We start from the raw sequence: 17,915 nt of genomic DNA on the forward strand, positions 1-17,915 counted from the left end.
TAACCGTTTTTTCACTGTTGTGAACGATTGATCAATTTAACGAGTTGTTGATGTATGTGCCCCGAAACCGGATCGGGCGTCAGGAGGTCTGCTTGAACGTGCTGATTGTCGAAAGCAGTGAGCCTTTGGCACAACTGTGGAAGCATCACCTGCAAAGAAGCGGAGCACGGGTCTGGACGGCCACGACACAGGACGCGGCCTTCGAACTGCTGGCCAAACATCAGTTCGAAGTCATCATTCTTGATGTCGTGCTGGAGGATGGCAGCGCGCTGGCAGTTTCGGACCTTGCCCAGTTCCGGCAGCCCGACGCACGTATCATCTTTGTCACCAACACGACGTTCTTTTCCGACGGGTCGATTTTCAACCTGTGCGCCAACGCCTGCGCCTATCTGCCAAGCACCACCGCCCCGGACGATCTGGCGACGATGGTGCAGCATTACGCCCGCGCCGGTTAGGCCCGGTCAGGCCGCCCGCAGCGCATCACGCCCGTGCGGCGCCCAAAGGTCCAGTTCGGGGCCCACGGGAACGATACGATGGGGATTCACGGTGTCATGGCTGTAGTAATAGTGCCGCGTGATGTGATCGAAATTCACCGTCGCGGCGACGCCCGGCCACTGGTACAGTTCCCGCGTATAGGCCCAGAGGTTTGGAAAATCGACGATCCGCGACCGGTTGCACTTGAAATGCCCGTGATAGACCTTGTCGAACCGGATCAGCGTGGTGAACAGCCGCCAATCGGCCTCGGTGATCGTGTCGCCCATCAGGTAACGCTGCCGGGATAGACGCTCTTCGATCCAGTCCAGCGTGTCGAACAGCGGGCCGACAGCCTCGTCATAGGCGGATTGCGAGGTCGCAAAGCCGGATTTGTAGACGCCATTGTTCACCGTGTCATAGATGCGGGCGTTCACCTCTTCGATGGCATCGCGCATTTCTGCGGGCCAATAGTCGTTCCGGTTGCCGGTGATCCCGTCGAAGGCCGAGTTGAACATGCGGATGATTTCCGAGGACTCGTTCGACACGATGGTTTGCCGCTGCTTGTCCCAGAGGACCGGGACCGTCACGCGACCGGTGGCCGCGGCATCGGCCTTGGTATAGATGTCACGCAGGAACGGCAGACCATATAGCGTGTCGCCACGCGCCGCCTTGTCATCGGTTTCAAAGGTCCAGCCGTCGTCCAGCATATCAGGATGCACGACGCTGACAGAGATCATATCCTCCAGCCCCTTGAGGCTGCGAAAGATCAGCGCGCGATGCGCCCAGGGACAGGCAAGGCTGACGTAGAGGTGATAGCGACCCGGTTCCGCCTTGAAGCCCCCCTGCCCTGTCGGACCGGCCTCGCCATCCGCGGTGATCCAGTTGCGCCACGACGAAGTCGAACGGACGAATTTACCGCCCGACGCCTTGGTGTCATACCAACCCGAGTGCCATGTACCTTCGACAAGTTGTCCCATTGGGGCCTCCTATTCCTTGGGAAAGGAGGTAGCCCCGACCGGCCTGCATACAAAGGCCGCTTGGCGCGCAGGGGACTTGCGCAGGCGCACAGGCCCGCAGATCAGACGCTAGCGCAGGTAGGTCTGCCAGAGCCAGATCAGCAGCATTGCCCCCAGCACAGCGCCGACCAGACCGGCCAACATGCCCCCAATGGTCAGCAGAAAACGCAGAACCAGACCGCCGATCAGCGCGCCGCCGATGCCAATGGCAATGGTCGGCACGATACCGGTATCCATCCGCATCAGGCGGGTCGCAAGGAAACCGGCGGCGGCGCCGATGATGACAAGCCAGACGATGGGCATTGGGAGCTCCTGATCCGGGGACTCGATGGACTATGGGAGCAGGATAGGCGAGCGCGCCCCAAGCGGCCAGCCCTAGCGCCGCCAGCGCGTGGGCACGATGACCAGCGCCCCGATCGAGGCGAGGATGGCGTTCAGTCCCGGGCTGCCGAATCCCACGCGGAACATGACGCTGACAAAGTAGAACAGGAATGCGCCGCCGATGCAGATGATGATGCTTGGCAGAAAGCCGTTGCGGGTAAAGCCGGTTTTCTCAGAGGCATAGCCGATGATGCCCGCGATGACGACGGTGCCGATCAGGGTTGGGAACATCTGCGCCTCCTTCGGTTCGCGGCCACGATAGGCGTCATGGCCGCCGATGCCCAGAGGCTCAGCCGCCCAGCTGCGCGCCAGCTTCCAGCGGGTAGCCATTGAGGAACACGGCACTGTCTTGCGCGCCCTTGCCGGCCCTCTGGGCACGGGTGATGCGCAACGCGCCGGTGCCGCAGGCCACGGTCAGCCGGTCATCCAGCAGACGGCCCGGCGCGCCCTGCCCGGTTGCCGGCTCTGCTGCCAACAGCTTGATCCGGTTGCCGTCATGTATCGTCCATGCGCCCGGAAAGGGGGACAGACCGTTGATCTGGCGCAGGATTTCCGCCGCCGGCCGGGTCCAGTCAACGGCGGCCTCGGCCTTGTCGATCTTGGTGGCATAGGTCACACCCTCGTCGGGTTGGGGTTGCGGCACAAGATCGTCGAGCTTGGCCAACGCCTCGACGATCAATCCGGCCCCCATGGCGCTGAGTCGATCATGCAGTTCGCCTGTGGTCTCGGTCTCGCCGACCGGTGTCGCCTCGCGCAGGAGAACGGGGCCGGTGTCCAGCCCTGCCTCCATCTGCATGATGCAAATGCCGGTTTCCGCGTCGCCTGCCATGATCGCCCGGTGGATCGGTGCGGCCCCACGCCAGCGCGGCAAAAGGGAGGCATGAATGTTCAGGCAACCATGTTCCGGCGCATCCAGCACGGCCTGCGGCAGGATCAGCCCGTAGGCCACCACGACGGCAACATCGGCCCCGAGATCCGCGAAGGCCTGTTGTTCCTCGGCAGATTTCAAGCTGGCCGGGTGTCGGACCGGCAGGCCCAGCGCCTCGGCCCGCTGGTGAACGGGCGTTGGCCGGTCTTTCTTGCCACGTCCGGCCGGGCGCGGCGGCTGGCAATAAACGCAGGCGATCTCGTGCCCCGCGTCGACCAGAGCGTCGAGGACGGGAACGGAAAATTCGGGGGTGCCCATGAAGATGACGCGCATCGGCCTGCTCCTGCGGTGGTTACAACGCGGGTGTAGCGCAAGGCCGAGCGCGGGGCCAGACGACAGCGGTGCGCTGTGAATGCGCTCCCAGCGGCGTCAGACGCGTTTGCGGGCCTTGCGCAGCAACATGTCCCGTTTGACCTTGCTGAGCCGGTCGAAATACATCCGCCCGTTCAGATGGTCGATCTGGTGCTGGACCGAGGTCGCCCATAGCCCGACCAGATCCTTGCGCACCTTCATTCCAAGGTGGTCAATGTAGGTCACTGTCACAGCGCGCGGGCGGCTGATCGTGGCATGGACACCCGGCAGGTTCGGGCTTGCCTCGTCATGGTCGCGGAACTCGACCGAGGCATGCAGGATTTCCGGGTTGGCCATGCGGATTGCCTTGCCCCGTTCGTCCGAGGCATCCACCACTGCCAGACGCATCATCACGCCGATCTGCGGCGCGGCAAGGCCAACGCCGGGCATCGCCTCCATAGTGTCGATCATGTCATCCCAGATGGCGCGGATCTCGTCGGTGATCTCGCTTACGGGAGCTGCGGCTGTGCGCAGGCGCTTGTCCGGCCAAGGCACGAAGGGGCGTTTGGTCATGTGTCAGAGGCTTTCTGGTAGTCGGCCAGCAGGGCATCGCGTGCGGCCGGGTCCAGCCGGTCGAAATGCATGATCCCGTCAAGGTGGTCCAGTTCATGCTGGGCAATGGTCGCCGCCGCGCCGCTGAGCTGCACCTGATGGGCCACCCCGTCGAGATCGGTGAACCCAAGGGTCACTTCGGCGGGGCGCGTCACCTCGGCGGTCACGCCCGGAACCGAAAGACAGCCTTCGGGACCGGTGAACAGGCTATCGCCACTGGGGGTGATCGCGGGGTTGATGCAGACAAGCGGAGCCTTGTCGCCGTCCTTCCAGCCCGAATCCATGACGAAAACCCGGCGCATCACGCCCACCTGAGGCGCGGCCAGACCACGACCGGGCGCATCGTACATGGTGTCGAGCATATCCGCCACGAGGGTCGCCAGCCCGGCCGGATCGTCGACCGGGGCACAGGGCTGTGCCAACCGGGTGTCCGGCCATGTCAGGATTGGCAGAATGCTCACGCCTTTTCCCGCGCGCGCTCTTTCTTGAGCTTGACCATCTTGCGCGTGATCATCTGGCGGCGCAGCGGTTTCAGGTAGTCGATGAACAGCTTGCCATCGAGGTGGTCGATCTCATGTTGGACGCAGGTGGCCCAAAGCCCGTCAAAGGTTTCGCGTTGCAGCTTGCCGTCGGCATCCAGCCATTCGACATCCACAACCTTTGGGCGCTCGACCTCGGCATATTGATCGGGGATCGACAGGCAGCCTTCCTCATACACGTTCTGTTCATCGCTGCTGGCCACGACCTGCGGATTGAACATTACAAGCGGGCGCGGGTCCTCGCCATCGTCCTTCTTGGCACAATCCAGCACGATCAAACGTGACAGCACGCCGATCTGCGGGGCCGCCAACCCGATTCCCGGTGCGGCATACATGGTTTCCAGCATGTCGTCCGACAGGACGCGCAGCTCATCCGAGAGGTCGTCCACGGCGGGACAGACCTTTTTCAGGCGGGGGTCGGGATGGATCAGGATCGGCCGTTTCATGGGCAGCGATTTAAGCATGGCGGGCGATATAGGCAAGCGCGGCCTCTTGCCCCTGCCTGCCAAGGCGTTAAGCCTGCAAGCAACAGAGGCAAAGGAAAGACATCATGAGCCGTTTTGACGAGGACATCGACCGCGTGGGCACCCATTCGCTGAAATGGGACATGATGGAAGCGCGCTATGGAGTCTCGCCCGAAGAGGGGCTGGCCATGTGGGTGGCAGACATGGATTTTCGCCCGCCCGCCTGCATTCCGGCCGCGCTGCAACGCATGGTGGAACACGGGGTCTTTGGCTATTTCGGACCAGACGATGCCTATAAGGGCGCGATCCGCTGGTGGATGGACGAGCGCCACGGCTGGGAAATCTCGTCCGATTGGATCTTTTCCACGCATGGGCTGGTGAACGGCACGGCGCTTTGCCTGCAAGCCTTTACCGATCCCGGTGACGGCGTTGTGCTGTTCACCCCGGTCTACCACGCTTTTGCGCGGGTCATCCGCGGCTCCGGGCGCGAGGTCGTGGAATGCCCGCTGACCTTGGTGGACGGGCGATATGAAATGGACTTCGACGCCTACGACGGGATGATGACCGGTCGGGAGAAGATGGTGATCCTGTGCTCGCCGCACAATCCCGGTGGTCGTGTCTGGACCGAGACCGAGCTGCGCGGATTGGCAGAGTTCGCCAAGCGGCACGACCTTGTGCTGGTGTCGGACGAGATCCACCATGATCTGGTGATGCCCGGTCAGCGCCACATCCCGATGGCGACGCTGGACGCCGGAATCGAGGATAGGCTGGTGATGATGTCGGCCACCACCAAGACATTCAACATGGCAGGCAGCCATATCGGCAATGTCATTATTCCGGACGCGACACTGCGCAAAAGGTTCGGCGACGTGATGACCGGCCTGAGCATCTCGGCCAATGCGTTTGGCATGGTTACGGCCACAGCCGCCTATTCACCGGAAGGCGCGCAGTGGGTGGACGAACTGTGCACCTATCTGGATGGCAACCGCCGCCTGTTCGACGAAGGCGTGAATGCCATCCCGGGCGTGCGGTCGATGCCGATGGAGGCCACGTACCTCGCCTGGGTCGACTTCGCCGATACAGGCATGTCGGTCGAAGAATTCACCACCCGGGTCGAAAAAGAAGCCCGGATTGCCGTCAATCACGGCGGCACCTTCGGACTGGGCGGGGAAAGCTATCTGCGGTTCAACTTTGCCACCCCCCGGGCGCGGGTCGCAAAGGCGGTTGAACGGTTGCAAGAGGCCTTTGCCGATCTGCAATGAGGCCCCGCAGCGGGTGCGAGGGGCCAGCCCCTCGCGCTCCCCGGAGTATTTGACCCAAGAAGAAGATCAGGCGCGCGGCGGGCGCGGTTTATAAACCGGCAGTCGCCAGCCGAGCGCCAGAGAGCCCGCCCGCAGGGCAAAAGTTGCCGCCACCGTCAGGATGCCGCTGAGAGCCGGGGCGGCCCCCAGCGCGGCGGCGATGACCGTGGCCAGTGAACCGACCAATGCACAGGTGACGTAGAGTTCGCCCTGCTTCAGGACCAGCGGCACCTCGTTCGCGACCACGTCGCGCGCGAGGCCGCCCGCGCAGCCGGTTGCGATCCCCATGACCATGACCACCGCCGCCGGCTGGCCCATGCGTTGCGCGACGCCCGCGCCCGCCGCCACGGCCACGCCCAGCGCCACGGCGTCCAGCCAGTGGATCGCCTTCAGCCGGCTTTCGATCAGATGGGCGGTGAAGAAGACGAAGATCGCGGCCAGTGTGACCACGGCGAGATAGTTGGGATCGGCGATCCAGACCGGGGTCCGGTCCAGCAGCACATCGCGCAGGGTGCCGCCGCCCAGACCTGTCAGCCCGGCGAGGAAGGCAAACCCCACGATGTCCAGCTGTGCCCGGCTGGCCACCAGCGCGCCGGTCAATGCAAAAACCAACGTGGCGGCGTAGTCGAGCAGAACGAGCAGCGTCATGACTTGAAAGGTGCCATGCCCGCGCGGGCCAATTCATCCGCGCGTTCGTTTTCCGGGTGTCCCGCGTGGCCCTTGACCCATTCCCATGTCACCTGATGGCGTTTCTGCGCCTCGTCCAGACGCTGCCACAGTTCGACGTTCTTGACCGGTTTCTTCGCGGCGGTTTTCCAGCCGTTGCGTTTCCAGCCGTGGATCCAGCCGGTGACGCCGTTCTTGACGTAGGCGCTGTCTGTGACGACCGTAATCGTGGAGGGACGCGCGAGGCTTTCCAAGGCGTTGATCGCCGCCAGAAGTTCCATGCGGTTGTTCGTGGTCTGCGCCTCTCCGCCCTGTAACTCGCGCTCTTTGACGATGTCTTCGCCGTTCATCGCGCGCAGCAAGACGCCCCAGCCACCGGGGCCGGGATTTCCGGAGCAGGCTCCGTCGGTATAGGCAAAAAGCTCAGGCATGGGCGGTCACCGTGAACCAGCGGGCCATGACTTTGTCCAGCCCCAAATCCTCTCCGAAGGTGAAAGGTCCGGGAGCAAAGCCTGCGTCCCGCAGAAGCCCCGTCATCTCGGGTTCGGTATAGTAGGTATAGAGGCGGCCCAGCTTATCGCGACGCGCGCCAGTGCCTTCCTTGACGCCGATATGGAACAGTCCGCCAGGCCGCAGGGCGCGGTGGATCGCGGCCAGGTGGCGCGGCATGTCCTCACGCGGGGCGTGCAACAAGCTGAAATTGGCCCAGATGCCGTCAAAGCTGTTCTCGGTCGTCAGCGCATCGAAATCGGCCTGCCGTGCCGTCACGCCCGGGTGCCGTGCGGCAAGCGTCACCATTCCGGCAGAGGCATCCCATGCGTCGACCCGGAGGCCAGCGGCGGCCATATAGCCGGCGGATTTTCCCGGCCCACAGCCAAGATCCAGCACTTCCGCCCCCTTTGGCAAGGCCGCAATAAACGCGGCGAGGGTGGCGTCAGGCGCGTCAGAGGCGGTCACGCGGGCATATTCGTCCGCCCGGTCGTCGTAGATGCGGATGGTTTCACGGTCTGTCATGGGCCGTGGTCTGGCCTTTTCCGGCGGCGCGCGCAAGTGGACCAAGAGTGTCGCCGAGGATTTCCGCCAGTTCGCTGGCGGGCCGTTACAATAGCGCGGTGACCAGCAGGCAAGGCACGACCAGCGCGGTCAGGAGAACCCGCAGTGACATCCACCACGGCGGTGCCAGCCCCCAGCGCCAGAACGCCAGATCAAGGAGCAGCAGCCCGAGAAACCCGAAGCTGAGGTTCATCGCGGCGGCACCCTCGCCGCCACCGGTGGTGAAAAAGGCCCAGAGCGCCGGGAGGACGGACAGCGCATAACCCGTGGTCGCCTGCCTGCCCTCGGCCTTGGTGGCAAACCCCCAAAGCACGCCGGACATGAAGGACAGGATCACCGCACCATAGAACAACTGGACATAGGGGCCGACGAAACGCGGGCCCATGACGCCAATCGCCCCGTCATGCAGCCCCGGGATCAGCAGCGTCGCCAGCCCCCAGACAAAGGGCAGGACACCGGCAAGGCCAAGCAAAAGGGCGGAACGCGGGATCTGGGTCATGTGTTGATCGTCACGATTTCAAAGTGAGGTGCAGCGCCAGATAGGTCAATCGGTCTGCGCGACCAGCGTCAGGTGGGACGGCGGGCGGGGCGATGTTCCGGCCATGGGCCGGGACGAGCGGCGCCCCCGTCACGCCGGCTGACGCAACACCCGAGGCACTTTGAACTCGACGTTCTCCTGCGCCGTTTCCACCAATTCAACCGTCACGTCAAACCGGTCGCGGAAGGCGTCGATCACCTCTTCGATCAGCACCTCGGGCGCCGAAGCCCCGGCCGTGATGCCCACCGACGAAATCCCCTCCAGCGCGCGCCAGTCGATGTCCGTCGCCCGCTGCACCAATTGCGCATAGGCACATCCCGCGCGACGCCCCACCTCGACAAGGCGCTTCGAGTTCGACGAATTCGGCGCGCCGACCACCAACAGGGCATCGGCGCGCGGCGCCAGCGCCTTCACCGCCTCCTGCCGATTGGTGGTCGCGTAACAGATGTCTTCCTTGTGAGGGCCGACGATGGCAGGAAAACGTTCCTTCAGCGCGGCAACGATCCCCGCCGTGTCGTCCACAGACAGCGTCGTCTGGGTGACGAAAGCCAGCCGCTCGGGGTTTCGCACCTGCACCGTCGCCACGTCTTCGACGGTCTCGACCAGCAGAACCTCCCCTTCGGGCAGCTGCCCCATGGTGCCGATGGTTTCCGGATGGCCGGCATGGCCAATCATGATCATCTGCAACCCGTTCTCGTGATGCCGGGCGGCTTCGATATGAACCTTGGAAACCAGCGGGCAAGTCGCATCGACATAGATCATCTCGCGCTGCGCGGCCTCGGCCGGGACGGACTTGGGCACGCCATGTGCGGAAAAGATCACCGGACGATCGTCGGGGCAATCCTCCAGTTCTTCGACGAAAACCGCGCCCTTGGCGCGCAGATCGTCGACGACGTATTTGTTGTGAACGATCTCGTGGCGGACATAGACCGGCGCGCCCCATTTCTCCAAGGCCATTTCGACGATCTTGATGGCGCGGTCGACACCCGCGCAAAAGCCGCGCGGCGCGGCAAGGTACAACGTGAGCGGCGGCAGTGTATCGGTCATGGCGCGGCCTTTCATCCCGGGTTGCCCCTGACCTAAGACCTTGACCCCGCCGCGTCCAGCCCACCCCCGCCAACGCGCCGGTCGCAAAGAAAAAGGACGGCGCCACGGCACCGTCCTTTCAATCTGTACGCCTTTGGCCCCGTCATCCCGGCGCGGCCAATCTGGGCTTACTTGCTGGACGCCACTTCGAAGTTGCGTTCCACCTGCGTGTCGCGCGGCGGGCGGCCAATGACTTCGCGCAGCTCGTCCAGTTCGATGAAGTTGTCGGCCTGACGGCGCAGTTCGTCGGCAATCATCGGCGGCTGCGACCGGATGGTCGAGACCACGGAGACGCGCACGCCCTGACGTTGCAGGCTTTCGACCAGCGGGCGGAAGTCACCGTCGCCGGAGAAGAGCACGATATGATCCACGCGGGGCGCAAGCTCCATCGCATCGACCGTCAGTTCGATGTCCATGTTGCCCTTTACCTTGCGTCGGCCCTGGCTGTCGGTGTATTCCTTCGCGGGCTTCGTCACCATGGTAAAGCCGTTGTAGTGCAGCCAGTCCACCAGAGGGCGGATCGGCGAATACTCGTCGTTTTCCAGCAGAGCCGTGTAGTAGAAGGCCCGAACCATCTTGCCGCGGCGAGCGAATTCCTGCCTCAGGAGTTTGTAGTCGATATCAAACCCAAGAGCCTTGGCCGCTGCATATAGATTGGAACCATCTATGAACAGCGCGAGCCGTTCGTCCTTGTAGAACATAAAATTTCCTTTCGTCCAATCGGCCCGCTGGAACCGTGAGTGTGAGTGTGGTAGCGGGCGCGTTCGAGAGACATTATGGTTTTTTCCGCGCGTCGCAAGGCGCGGCCAAGTCTCAAAAGAATAGTACGTTGGGGCAAATGGCACAAGAATTCCTTATAGCACTGGGTTCTAACCTCCCTTCACAAATTGGCGATAGCCGAGACACGCTGTCGGCGGCCGTTCTTGCCATGGCTTCGGCGGGATTGCGTCTGCGCCGCGCCAGCCGCTTTTTTGCCACCCCTTGCTTTCCGCCCGGCAACGGCCCCGATTTCGTCAATGCCTGCGTCGCCGTAACCTCGCCCGGCGGGCCAGAGGAGGTTCTAAAGGCGCTGCACGACATCGAAGAAGAATTCGGCCGCACCCGAAAAACCCGCTGGGCCAGCCGGCCGCTGGATCTGGACCTGCTGGCCGCCGGGTCCGAGGTGCGCCCCAACGCCGAGGTGCAGGACCGCTGGCGCGGCCTGCCCCTGGATGAACAGTTGCGCCTTGCCCCGGGCGAGATGATCCTGCCTCATCCCCGCATGCAGGACCGTGGCTTTGTCCTTGTCCCGCTGGCGGACATCGCCGCAGGCTGGTGTCATCCGCTGACCGGCCAGACGGTGTCCGGCATGCTGGCCGCCCTGCCCGCCGCCGCCCGCGACGAGGTGGTGCCGTTGTGACACGCATCGCGTGGCAGGCCGACTGCGCCTTGCCCCTTGTATCCCGGGCGGGGCCACGTTATGTCATTCCTTTCTGAGGCCCTCGAAACAGAATAACGGAGCGCTCTTATGGCCCGCGTGACGGTAGAAGATTGCGTTGACAAGGTCCCGAACCGGTTCGAACTGGTGATGCTCGCCGCCCATCGTGCGCGCGAGGTTTCCGCCGGTGCCGCGATCACGGTCGACCGCGACAATGACAAGAACCCGGTGGTCGCCCTGCGCGAAATCGCCGAGGAAACCCAGTCCGCCGACGAACTGCGCGAACGCCTGATCGAGTCGAACCAGACCCAGATCGAGGTGGACGAACCCGAAGACGATGCCATGGCTCTGCTCATGGGTGCCGAACAGGACAAGCCGCAAGAGGACGACATGTCCGAAGAAAAGCTCCTGCGCGCACTCATGGAGGCGCAGGGTCAGGGTTGACCGTTTAGGGCGGTGAGGGGACATGATCTCGGCTGAAGACCTCGTTGACCTTGTCCGCAACTACAATCCGCGCACCAATGAAAAACTGATCTCCGCGGCCTATGACTATGGCCGCGAGATGCATGACGGGCAGTTCCGCAAGTCGGGCGAGCCCTATTTCAGCCATCCGGTTGCGGTGGCGGCGATCCTGACCGAGCAACAGCTTGACGACGCCACCATCATAACCGCCCTGCTGCATGACACCATCGAAGACACGCGGTCCACCTTTTCCGAGGTTGAACAGCGTTTTGGCCGCGAAATCGCGGAACTGGTCGATGGCGTCACCAAGCTGACCAACCTGCAACTGTCCAGCTCGGAAACCAAGCAGGCGGAAAACTTCCGCAAACTGTTCATGGCCATGTCCAAGGATCTGCGTGTGATCCTGGTCAAGCTGGCCGACCGGCTGCACAACATGCGCACCATCCGTGCCATGAAACCTGAAAAACAGGTGCAGAAGGCGCGGGAAACCATGGATATCTACGCCCCGCTTGCGGGACGGATGGGCATGCAGTGGATGCGCGAAGAGTTGGAAGACCACGCCTTCCGCGTGCTCAACCCCAAGGGCCGCGACAGCATCATCCGCCGTTTCATCACGCTGCAACGCGAAACCGGCGATGTGGTTCAGCGCATCACCGGCGATATGCGGCACGAGCTGGAAAAAGCCGGGGTCGAGGCCGAGGTTTTTGGCCGCGCGAAAAAGCCCTATTCGATCTGGCGAAAGATGCAGGAAAAGAAGATCGGCTTTTCCCGCCTGTCCGACATCTATGGGTTCCGCGTCATCACCCGGTCCGAGGCTGATTGCTATACCGCGCTGGGTGCGATCCACCAGCGGTGGAAATCCGTTCCCGGACGGTTCAAGGATTACATCAGCCAACCCAAATCGAACGGCTATCGATCGATCCACACCACTGTCTCCGGCCGCGACGGCAAGCGGGTCGAGGTACAGATCCGTACCCGGGAAATGCACGAGGTCGCCGAAACCGGCGTGGCGGCGCATTGGTCCTATCGTGACGGCGAACCTGCGGAAAACCGCTTTGCCGTCGATCCCGCGAAATGGATCGCCAGCGTCACGGAACAGTTCGACGCCGAGGAAGATCACGACGCCTTTCTCGAAGCGGTCAAGCTTGAGATGTATTCGGACAAGGTGTTTTGCTTCACGCCGCAGGGCGACGTGGTGAAACTGCCGCGCGGGGCGACACCGATCGACTACGCCTATGCGATTCACACCCGCATCGGATCCAAATGCGTCGGCGCCAAGGTCGACGGGATTCGCGTGCCGCTGTGGACCCGGCTGAAGAACGGCCAGTCGGTCGAGATCATCACCGCCGAAGGACAGGCACCGCAGGCGACCTGGCTGGACATGGCGACAACCGGCAAGGCCAAGTCCGCGATTCGCCGCGCCCTGCGCGAGGCGAACAAGGAACGATACGCCAAATTGGGGCACGAACTGGCCCGCGCAGCGTTCGAGGCACGTGGCAAGAAGGCGACCGACAAGGTTTTGGAAAAGGCCGCCGCGACCCTGCGTCTTGAAGATACCGAAACGCTGCTGGCTCGGCTGGGTAGCGCCGAACTGACCGCCTCCGAGGTAGTCGAGGCCGTCTATCCCAACCTCGCCATTCGCGACGATGGCGTGATCGAGATGAAGCGCGCGGTTGTCGGATTGGAACATGGGCAGGGATTCGAACGCGCCCGCTGTTGCCAACCCTTGCCCGGGGAACGAATCGTCGGCCTGGCGCATCGCGGGCGCGGCGTGGCCGTTCATGCCATCGACTGTGCCGCACTGGCCGATCACGAGGATCAGGCCGAACGCTGGCTGGACCTGCACTGGGCCGAGGGCAAGCACCCGGCGGTCTATACCGTGTCGCTGGAACTGACCATCGGCAACGACGCAGGGGTGCTGGGACGGATTTGCACATTGATTGGCGAGACCAAGGCCAATATCTCGGACCTGAACTTCAAAGATCGCAAACCGGATTTTTACCGCCTTGTGATGGATGTCGACCTCAGGGACGCCGAGCATCTGCATTCGCTGATCTCGATCCTCGAGGCCGAAAGCAACGTGGCGGCGGTGGTCAGGCAACGCGACCCAGAGCTTGAGACGGTTCCGGCGGCAACTGCGGCGGAATAGGCAGGAAAGGCACAGCGTGGTCTTCAGAAGACGCGACAGGCGGCCCATCGGTCGGATCGTGCTGGAAACGCTCTGGCCGCGCGGTGGCTGGGCGCGTGCAGCCCGCTATGTCCAGTTGCGGGTCAACCGTCTGCCCGACCCGCCCGACCGCATCGCGCGCGGGATCTTTGCCGGAATTTTCACCACCTTCACGCCGTTCTACGGGTTTCATTTCGTGACCGCGGCGCTGATTGCATGGATCATGCGCGGCAACATCCTTGCCGCGATCCTGTCGACCTTCTTTGGCAATCCGCTGACCTATGTGCCCATCGGCGTCATCGCCATGAAGACGGGCTATTGGCTGCTGGGGCTGAAGGCGAACGAGGACCACGGTTCGATCGGCAAGAAATTCATCAAGGCCGGTGAGGATCTTTGGGACAATTTCATCGCCATCTTCACCCCGGACAGGACCGACTGGAGCCACCTCAAGATATTTTATGACGAGGTGTTCTTTCCCTACATGGTGGGCGGGATTCTTCCCGGGCTTATCTGCGGGATCGTGGCCTATTACGTGTCGTTGCCGCTGATCACCGCATTTCAGAACCGCCGCAAGGGCGCGATCAAGGCCAAGCTGGCCGAATTGAAGAAGAAAAAGGCCGAACAAAGGGCCGAGTGACCGGTTTCCCGAAGGTCACTATTCGCGCTTTTCTTTTTGGTGCGCGCCCCCTAGGTTTTGATCAAATTCCAGCAGCGGGAGCGTGACCATGACCCAGCCCGGACACCTGCGCCTTGGCGTGAACATCGACCATGTGGCCACCGTGCGCAACGCACGCGGCAGCGCCTATCCGGATCCGGTACGCGCCGCCAAACTGGCAGAAGAAGCCGGGGCCGACGGGATCACCGCGCACCTGCGCGAAGACCGCCGCCACATTTCGGACGAGGACATCGACCGGCTGATGGAGCATCTCAGCGTGCCCCTGAACTTCGAAATGGCCGCGACCGAGGAAATGCAGCAGATCGCCCTGCGTCACAAACCTCATGCCGTCTGCATCGTCCCCGAAAAGCGCGAGGAAAAGACCACCGAAGGCGGGTTGGAAGTGGCGCGTGAGGAAAACAAGCTGGCCCATTTCATCGCCCCCCTGCGCGATGCCGGTTGCCGGGTGTCGATCTTCATCGCCGCCGACCGGCGCCAGATCGAGGCCGCCCACCGGATCGGCGCGCAGGTCATCGAACTGCACACCGGGGCCTATTGCGATTTCCATGCCGAAGGACGGTTCGAGGAACGCGACATCGAGCTGGAGAAGATGCGTGAAATGGCCAGCTTTGCCCATGGGCTGGGGCTGGAGGTACACGCCGGTCACGGGTTGACCTATGAAACGGTGAAACCCGTCGCAGCCTTTCCCGAGGTGATGGAACTGAACATCGGGCACTTTCTGATCGGCGAGGCGATCTTTCGCGGTCTCGACCCTGCCATCGCGGAAATGCGCCGCCTGATGGACGAGGCGCGCGCCTGATACCGGGGCGGCGTATCTGCGGATGCGCCGCATTCCATACGATTGTCACCATTTTTTTGCCGCAAACTTGGGGTAGACCTTAGGTCAAGCGCGCTTCAAGCAAGGTGACCGTCATGCCCGTCATCCCCATGGATCCCGAAACGCTGGCCATCGACGCCGCCGCCGCCAAGGCGGCAGGCGCTGCCGCATCGGAAACCTATCGCACCCGCCAGCCCTACCCCTATGGCAGTTTTGACGATTTCCTGCCCGAAGAGGTGCTGGATCGCGTACTGGAAGAGCTGAAACAGCTCCCCGAGGCCGAGGACATGTTCAACCGCCCGCAGGAAAAGCTGAAATCCAGCTACCTGCCCGAGCGTCTGCCGCCCTACACGCGCAACCTGTTCTACGTGCTGAACTCGCGCCCCTTCGTGCGCTTTCTCGAAGAGATGACCGGCATCAACGGGCTGATCCCGGACCCCTATTTCGCTGGCGGCGGCGTCCATGTGGTCGCCAACGGCGGGCATCTCGATATTCACGCCGATTTCAACCACAACCAGAAGCTCAACCTCGAACGGCGGCTGAACGTCCTGATCTACCTCAACAAGGACTGGAAAGCGGAATACGGCGGCACTTTCGAAGTCTGGAACACCGACATGACCGAAAAAGTCGCGGGTTTTGTCCCGGTCTTCAACCGGATGTGCTGTTTCAACACCGGCTCTGACACATGGCACGGCAATCCCGAAACGGTGAATCACCCGGATGGAGAGCCGCGCATGTCGCTGGCGCTGTATTACTACACGGCCACCTGGGACTATACGCGCAAATCGCACACCACCCTGTTCAAGCCGCGCCCCGGCACGCAGGACAAGGCGGACAAACAGGTGAAACGTGCCGACATGCTGCAAGAAATTCTGCCGCCGGTGATCTTTCGCAGGGTGATCGGCCGGTTGCAGCGTCTGGGCTTCTAGCCGGTCGCCGGTCGGGAAAACCCGTCCTCGCACCCGACGTGATGCAAGGCTATCCTTGGAAGGAAGTAATTTCTGACAAGGATCGGCCCATGACCCGCCTGCTTTGCGCCCTGCCCTTTGCCCTTTTGCCTGCAATGACCATGGCACAAGACAACTCGGTCACCGTGCTGGACTGCGATTGGCAGGCCAGCGCTGCGGCCATCGTCGAGCCATGGGAAGAAAACAGCCGCACCTTTTCCAACGGCAAGACACGGCTGGCCCTTCTGGACACCGTCGAGCCCGCGGCAGCCTGGGCCTGGATGCTGGTGCTGTCGCCGCCCTATTCGGAACTGGGGGACCGCCAGTGCAAGGTGATCGGCGTCGATGGGTCCGGCTTTTCCGGCATGGATTTCGCTGCGCTCACAGCCAGTTACGATCCGGCCACCGGGCTGACCTTTACCGTGCCGGTGCGGGCCTACAATAGCGAGATCGCAGATTTCGATCCCTTCACGCTGCGGTTTACGCTCAATCAGGCGACAGGGGCCATCGACGGACAGATCCTGGACTGAGCTTGACCTTTGCGCCCTGCCGGGGTTTCTGACCCGAAGGCCGGCCCGGCCTTCGGAGGCAGACCTAATGATCCTTGGCATCGGCACTGATCTTGCCAATATCGACCGTATCGCCGGCACGCTGGAACGGTTCGGAGACCGGTTCCGCAATCGTGTTTTTACCGAGGTCGAACAAGCCAAGGCCGAACGCCGCGCCGATACGCCTGGCACCTATGCCAAGCGGTGGGCCGCGAAAGAGGCATGTTCCAAGGCACTTGGCACCGGTCTGCGCATGGGCATCGCGTGGAAGGACATGGCCGTCAGCAACCTGCACACCGGCCAGCCGGTGATGGAAGTGACGGGCTGGGCCAAGGAACGGCTGGAGGCCATGACACCCGACGGGTTCGAGGCGATCATCCATGTCACCCTCACCGATGATCACCCATGGGCGCAAGCTTTTGTGGTGATCGAAGCACGTCCGAAAGCCGCCTAGCCCCCGTCGAGACAAGCCCCTTTCCCGGCTGACCACCGCCCGCGCAGACCGCCGGGCCGCGACGGCCACCGCGCGGGACAGGCAAATCACGGCGGCGGTACCGGCACCGCTCCCGCCGCCCTCCTGCCTTGACACGCCCTGCCCTGCCGCCCATGAAGCGGCAAAGGGTGAGGCAAAGGGCAGTTCACATGGCCAAGGAAGAAAAGAAAGGCGGTTTTCTTGAGACCGTCAAGACCGTCGTCTATGCGCTGCTGATTGCGGGGGTCTTTCGGACCTTCCTGTTTCAGCCCTTCTGGATTCCCTCGGGATCCATGAAAGACACATTGCTGATCGGCGACTTTCTTTTCGTGAACAAGATGGCCTATGGCTATTCCTATGCCTCCTGCCCCTCGATCATCATCCCGCGCTTTGGCGTCAACGTCGACGCGCAGGATTTCTGTGGCTGGGCCGACGGCGACAACACCCGCCTGTTTGGCGGCAAGCCCCAACGTGGCGACGTCGTCGTGTTCCGCCACCCGGTCTCGGGCCGTGACTTCATCAAGCGACTGGTGGGCATGCCCGGCGAACAGATCCAGATGCGCAACGGCGTGCTGCACATCAATGGACAGCCGGTCGAGCTGACACCGGACGGCACCTTTGAGGAACTCGCCGCCCCGCAGGGCCCCCAACGCCTGCGTCCGCGCTGTGCAAATGGCACGGTTGGCGACGGCGCGACCTGTGTGAAGGAAAAGCTGATCGAAACCCTGCCCGGCGGCGTCAGCCATTCGGTGCTGAACATCTCGATGCAGGGATCGGACAATACGCCGATCTACACCGTCCCCGAAGGCCATTATTTCTTCATGGGCGACAACCGCGACAACTCATCTGACAGCCGAGTGCCGAATATCGCCGCGGGCGTCGGATTTGTGCCTTATGAAAACCTGATCGGGCGCGCCGACCGGATCATGTTCTCGTCCGCTGGCCGTTCGATGCTGTATTTCTGGACATGGCGGGGCGACCGCTTCTTCCACGCTATCGACTAAGCGCAAGACGGCACCGGGCGGTTGCGAACAGCCCCCGCCGGGTGCTCTACTTGCCG

The 17,915-nt window shown here is 62.8% G+C and carries 24 protein-coding genes; 11 read left to right on the plus strand and 13 right to left on the minus strand.

What is annotated here, in order from left to right; genetic code table 11:
- The first annotated feature begins 92 nt into the window (after positions 1-92).
- Positions 93-455 carry a response regulator transcription factor gene (locus KJP30_RS09170; protein ID WP_218448739.1) on the plus strand — a complete coding sequence of 121 codons (363 nt, stop codon included), beginning with the start codon at positions 93-95 and terminating at the stop codon, positions 453-455.
- A 6-nt stretch (positions 456-461) separates the two neighbouring features.
- Here KJP30_RS09170 and KJP30_RS09175 read toward each other — a convergent pair whose 3' ends face one another.
- From KJP30_RS09175 to def (KJP30_RS09205), 7 genes are all read right to left on the minus strand, one after another.
- The gene (locus tag KJP30_RS09175) at positions 462-1,451 is read right to left on the minus strand and encodes a glutathione S-transferase family protein (RefSeq protein ID WP_218448740.1); all 990 of its coding nucleotides are present in this window, start codon (positions 1,449-1,451) and stop codon (positions 462-464) included.
- Between the two features lie 108 nt (positions 1,452-1,559).
- Positions 1,560-1,793, minus strand: a complete 234-nt coding sequence (locus tag KJP30_RS09180; protein WP_218448741.1) for a GlsB/YeaQ/YmgE family stress response membrane protein — start codon at positions 1,791-1,793, stop codon at positions 1,560-1,562.
- 72 nt (positions 1,794-1,865) lie between these two features.
- On the minus strand, positions 1,866-2,102 hold the full coding sequence (locus KJP30_RS09185) for a hypothetical protein (protein WP_218450099.1): 237 nt from the start codon (positions 2,100-2,102) through the stop codon (positions 1,866-1,868).
- A gap of 58 nt (positions 2,103-2,160) precedes the next feature.
- Positions 2,161-3,072, minus strand: a complete 912-nt coding sequence (fmt, locus tag KJP30_RS09190; protein ID WP_218448743.1) for a methionyl-tRNA formyltransferase — start codon at positions 3,070-3,072, stop codon at positions 2,161-2,163.
- 96 nt (positions 3,073-3,168) lie between these two features.
- Positions 3,169-3,663, minus strand: a complete 495-nt coding sequence (gene def / locus KJP30_RS09195) for a peptide deformylase (RefSeq protein WP_218448744.1) — start codon at positions 3,661-3,663, stop codon at positions 3,169-3,171.
- Positions 3,660-4,163, minus strand: coding sequence for a peptide deformylase (gene def / locus KJP30_RS09200; protein ID WP_218448745.1), 504 nt, complete (start codon positions 4,161-4,163; stop codon positions 3,660-3,662). The genes def (KJP30_RS09195) and def (KJP30_RS09200) overlap by 4 nt, the downstream gene beginning before the upstream one ends.
- A complete protein-coding gene (gene def / locus KJP30_RS09205; protein WP_218448746.1) occupies positions 4,160-4,687 on the minus strand; it encodes a peptide deformylase in 528 nt (175 codons plus the stop codon). The genes def (KJP30_RS09200) and def (KJP30_RS09205) overlap by 4 nt, the downstream gene beginning before the upstream one ends.
- A 104-nt stretch (positions 4,688-4,791) precedes the next feature.
- Between def (KJP30_RS09205) and KJP30_RS09210 the strand changes: the two genes are divergently transcribed.
- Entirely contained in the window at positions 4,792-5,967 is a 1,176-nt protein-coding gene (locus tag KJP30_RS09210; RefSeq protein WP_218448747.1) for a MalY/PatB family protein, read from the plus strand.
- Between the two features lie 66 nt (positions 5,968-6,033).
- On the opposite strand, the gene KJP30_RS09215 is transcribed toward KJP30_RS09210, so the two are convergent.
- From KJP30_RS09215 to KJP30_RS09240, 6 genes are all read right to left on the minus strand, one after another.
- Positions 6,034-6,654: a trimeric intracellular cation channel family protein gene (locus KJP30_RS09215; protein ID WP_218448748.1), complete on the minus strand. Its 621-nt coding sequence runs from the start codon at positions 6,652-6,654 to the stop codon at positions 6,034-6,036.
- Complete coding sequence (rnhA, locus tag KJP30_RS09220; RefSeq protein WP_218448749.1) at positions 6,651-7,103, minus strand: ribonuclease HI; 453 nt, start codon at positions 7,101-7,103, stop codon at positions 6,651-6,653. The genes KJP30_RS09215 and rnhA overlap by 4 nt, the downstream gene beginning before the upstream one ends.
- Positions 7,096-7,686 (minus strand): class I SAM-dependent methyltransferase, encoded by a 591-nt coding sequence (locus KJP30_RS09225; RefSeq protein WP_218448750.1) that lies wholly within the window; start codon positions 7,684-7,686, stop codon positions 7,096-7,098. The genes rnhA and KJP30_RS09225 overlap by 8 nt, the downstream gene beginning before the upstream one ends.
- A gap of 85 nt (positions 7,687-7,771) precedes the next feature.
- Positions 7,772-8,224: a DUF3429 domain-containing protein gene (locus KJP30_RS09230; protein ID WP_218448751.1), complete on the minus strand. Its 453-nt coding sequence runs from the start codon at positions 8,222-8,224 to the stop codon at positions 7,772-7,774.
- Positions 8,225-8,353: 129 nt separating this feature from the next.
- Positions 8,354-9,310 (minus strand): 4-hydroxy-3-methylbut-2-enyl diphosphate reductase, encoded by a 957-nt coding sequence (ispH, locus tag KJP30_RS09235; RefSeq protein WP_218448754.1) that lies wholly within the window; start codon positions 9,308-9,310, stop codon positions 8,354-8,356.
- Between the two features lie 167 nt (positions 9,311-9,477).
- Positions 9,478-10,050, minus strand: a complete 573-nt coding sequence (locus KJP30_RS09240) for a LabA-like NYN domain-containing protein (RefSeq protein ID WP_043142294.1) — start codon at positions 10,048-10,050, stop codon at positions 9,478-9,480.
- 137 nt (positions 10,051-10,187) lie between these two features.
- Between KJP30_RS09240 and folK the strand changes: the two genes are divergently transcribed.
- From folK to lepB, 9 genes are all read left to right on the plus strand, one after another.
- Entirely contained in the window at positions 10,188-10,748 is a 561-nt protein-coding gene (gene folK, locus KJP30_RS09245; protein WP_218448755.1) for a 2-amino-4-hydroxy-6-hydroxymethyldihydropteridine diphosphokinase, read from the plus strand.
- A 108-nt stretch (positions 10,749-10,856) separates the two neighbouring features.
- Positions 10,857-11,210 carry a DNA-directed RNA polymerase subunit omega gene (gene rpoZ / locus KJP30_RS09250; RefSeq protein WP_218448758.1) on the plus strand — a complete coding sequence of 118 codons (354 nt, stop codon included), beginning with the start codon at positions 10,857-10,859 and terminating at the stop codon, positions 11,208-11,210.
- 22 nt (positions 11,211-11,232) lie between these two features.
- A complete protein-coding gene (locus tag KJP30_RS09255) occupies positions 11,233-13,377 on the plus strand; it encodes a RelA/SpoT family protein (RefSeq protein WP_218448759.1) in 2,145 nt (714 codons plus the stop codon).
- A gap of 16 nt (positions 13,378-13,393) precedes the next feature.
- A complete protein-coding gene (locus KJP30_RS09260) occupies positions 13,394-14,032 on the plus strand; it encodes a DUF2062 domain-containing protein (RefSeq protein WP_218448760.1) in 639 nt (212 codons plus the stop codon).
- Between the two features lie 88 nt (positions 14,033-14,120).
- Complete coding sequence (locus KJP30_RS09265; RefSeq protein ID WP_218448762.1) at positions 14,121-14,870, plus strand: pyridoxine 5'-phosphate synthase; 750 nt, start codon at positions 14,121-14,123, stop codon at positions 14,868-14,870.
- A gap of 113 nt (positions 14,871-14,983) precedes the next feature.
- A complete protein-coding gene (locus KJP30_RS09270) occupies positions 14,984-15,817 on the plus strand; it encodes a 2OG-Fe(II) oxygenase (RefSeq protein ID WP_218448763.1) in 834 nt (277 codons plus the stop codon).
- An 89-nt stretch (positions 15,818-15,906) separates the two neighbouring features.
- Positions 15,907-16,365: a hypothetical protein gene (locus tag KJP30_RS09275; RefSeq protein ID WP_218448764.1), complete on the plus strand. Its 459-nt coding sequence runs from the start codon at positions 15,907-15,909 to the stop codon at positions 16,363-16,365.
- A gap of 67 nt (positions 16,366-16,432) precedes the next feature.
- Complete coding sequence (gene acpS, locus KJP30_RS09280) at positions 16,433-16,837, plus strand: holo-ACP synthase (protein WP_218448766.1); 405 nt, start codon at positions 16,433-16,435, stop codon at positions 16,835-16,837.
- Between the two features lie 188 nt (positions 16,838-17,025).
- Complete coding sequence (lepB, locus tag KJP30_RS09285) at positions 17,026-17,859, plus strand: signal peptidase I (protein ID WP_218448767.1); 834 nt, start codon at positions 17,026-17,028, stop codon at positions 17,857-17,859.
- Positions 17,860-17,915 lie beyond the last annotated feature (56 nt).

The organism is Antarctobacter sediminis, assembly GCF_019218285.1.
GTDB lineage: Bacteria > Pseudomonadota > Alphaproteobacteria > Rhodobacterales > Rhodobacteraceae > Antarctobacter > Antarctobacter sediminis.

Excerpts from the sequence above, each read along its gene's own strand:
- lepB (WP_218448767.1), top strand. The coding sequence starts at position 17,026 with ATGGCCAAGGAAGAAAAGAAAGGCGGTTTTCTTGAGACCGTCAAGACC.
- KJP30_RS09230 (WP_218448751.1), bottom strand. The coding sequence starts at position 8,224 with ATGACCCAGATCCCGCGTTCCGCCCTTTTGCTTGGCCTTGCCGGTGTC.
- KJP30_RS09180 (WP_218448741.1), bottom strand. The coding sequence starts at position 1,793 with ATGCCCATCGTCTGGCTTGTCATCATCGGCGCCGCCGCCGGTTTCCTT.
- KJP30_RS09215 (WP_218448748.1), bottom strand. The coding sequence starts at position 6,654 with ATGACGCTGCTCGTTCTGCTCGACTACGCCGCCACGTTGGTTTTTGCA.
- acpS (WP_218448766.1), top strand. The coding sequence starts at position 16,433 with ATGATCCTTGGCATCGGCACTGATCTTGCCAATATCGACCGTATCGCC.
- KJP30_RS09175 (WP_218448740.1), bottom strand. The coding sequence starts at position 1,451 with ATGGGACAACTTGTCGAAGGTACATGGCACTCGGGTTGGTATGACACC.
- KJP30_RS09240 (WP_043142294.1), bottom strand. The coding sequence starts at position 10,050 with ATGTTCTACAAGGACGAACGGCTCGCGCTGTTCATAGATGGTTCCAAT.
- fmt (WP_218448743.1), bottom strand. The coding sequence starts at position 3,072 with ATGCGCGTCATCTTCATGGGCACCCCCGAATTTTCCGTTCCCGTCCTC.
- KJP30_RS09210 (WP_218448747.1), top strand. The coding sequence starts at position 4,792 with ATGAGCCGTTTTGACGAGGACATCGACCGCGTGGGCACCCATTCGCTG.
- rpoZ (WP_218448758.1), top strand. The coding sequence starts at position 10,857 with ATGGCCCGCGTGACGGTAGAAGATTGCGTTGACAAGGTCCCGAACCGG.
- rnhA (WP_218448749.1), bottom strand. The coding sequence starts at position 7,103 with ATGCCTGAGCTTTTTGCCTATACCGACGGAGCCTGCTCCGGAAATCCC.
- def (WP_218448746.1), bottom strand. The coding sequence starts at position 4,687 with ATGAAACGGCCGATCCTGATCCATCCCGACCCCCGCCTGAAAAAGGTC.
- KJP30_RS09270 (WP_218448763.1), top strand. The coding sequence starts at position 14,984 with ATGCCCGTCATCCCCATGGATCCCGAAACGCTGGCCATCGACGCCGCC.
- ispH (WP_218448754.1), bottom strand. The coding sequence starts at position 9,310 with ATGACCGATACACTGCCGCCGCTCACGTTGTACCTTGCCGCGCCGCGC.
- KJP30_RS09225 (WP_218448750.1), bottom strand. The coding sequence starts at position 7,686 with ATGACAGACCGTGAAACCATCCGCATCTACGACGACCGGGCGGACGAA.
- KJP30_RS09185 (WP_218450099.1), bottom strand. The coding sequence starts at position 2,102 with ATGTTCCCAACCCTGATCGGCACCGTCGTCATCGCGGGCATCATCGGC.
- def (WP_218448744.1), bottom strand. The coding sequence starts at position 3,663 with ATGACCAAACGCCCCTTCGTGCCTTGGCCGGACAAGCGCCTGCGCACA.
- folK (WP_218448755.1), top strand. The coding sequence starts at position 10,188 with ATGGCACAAGAATTCCTTATAGCACTGGGTTCTAACCTCCCTTCACAA.
- KJP30_RS09255 (WP_218448759.1), top strand. The coding sequence starts at position 11,233 with ATGATCTCGGCTGAAGACCTCGTTGACCTTGTCCGCAACTACAATCCG.
- KJP30_RS09275 (WP_218448764.1), top strand. The coding sequence starts at position 15,907 with ATGACCCGCCTGCTTTGCGCCCTGCCCTTTGCCCTTTTGCCTGCAATG.
- KJP30_RS09265 (WP_218448762.1), top strand. The coding sequence starts at position 14,121 with ATGACCCAGCCCGGACACCTGCGCCTTGGCGTGAACATCGACCATGTG.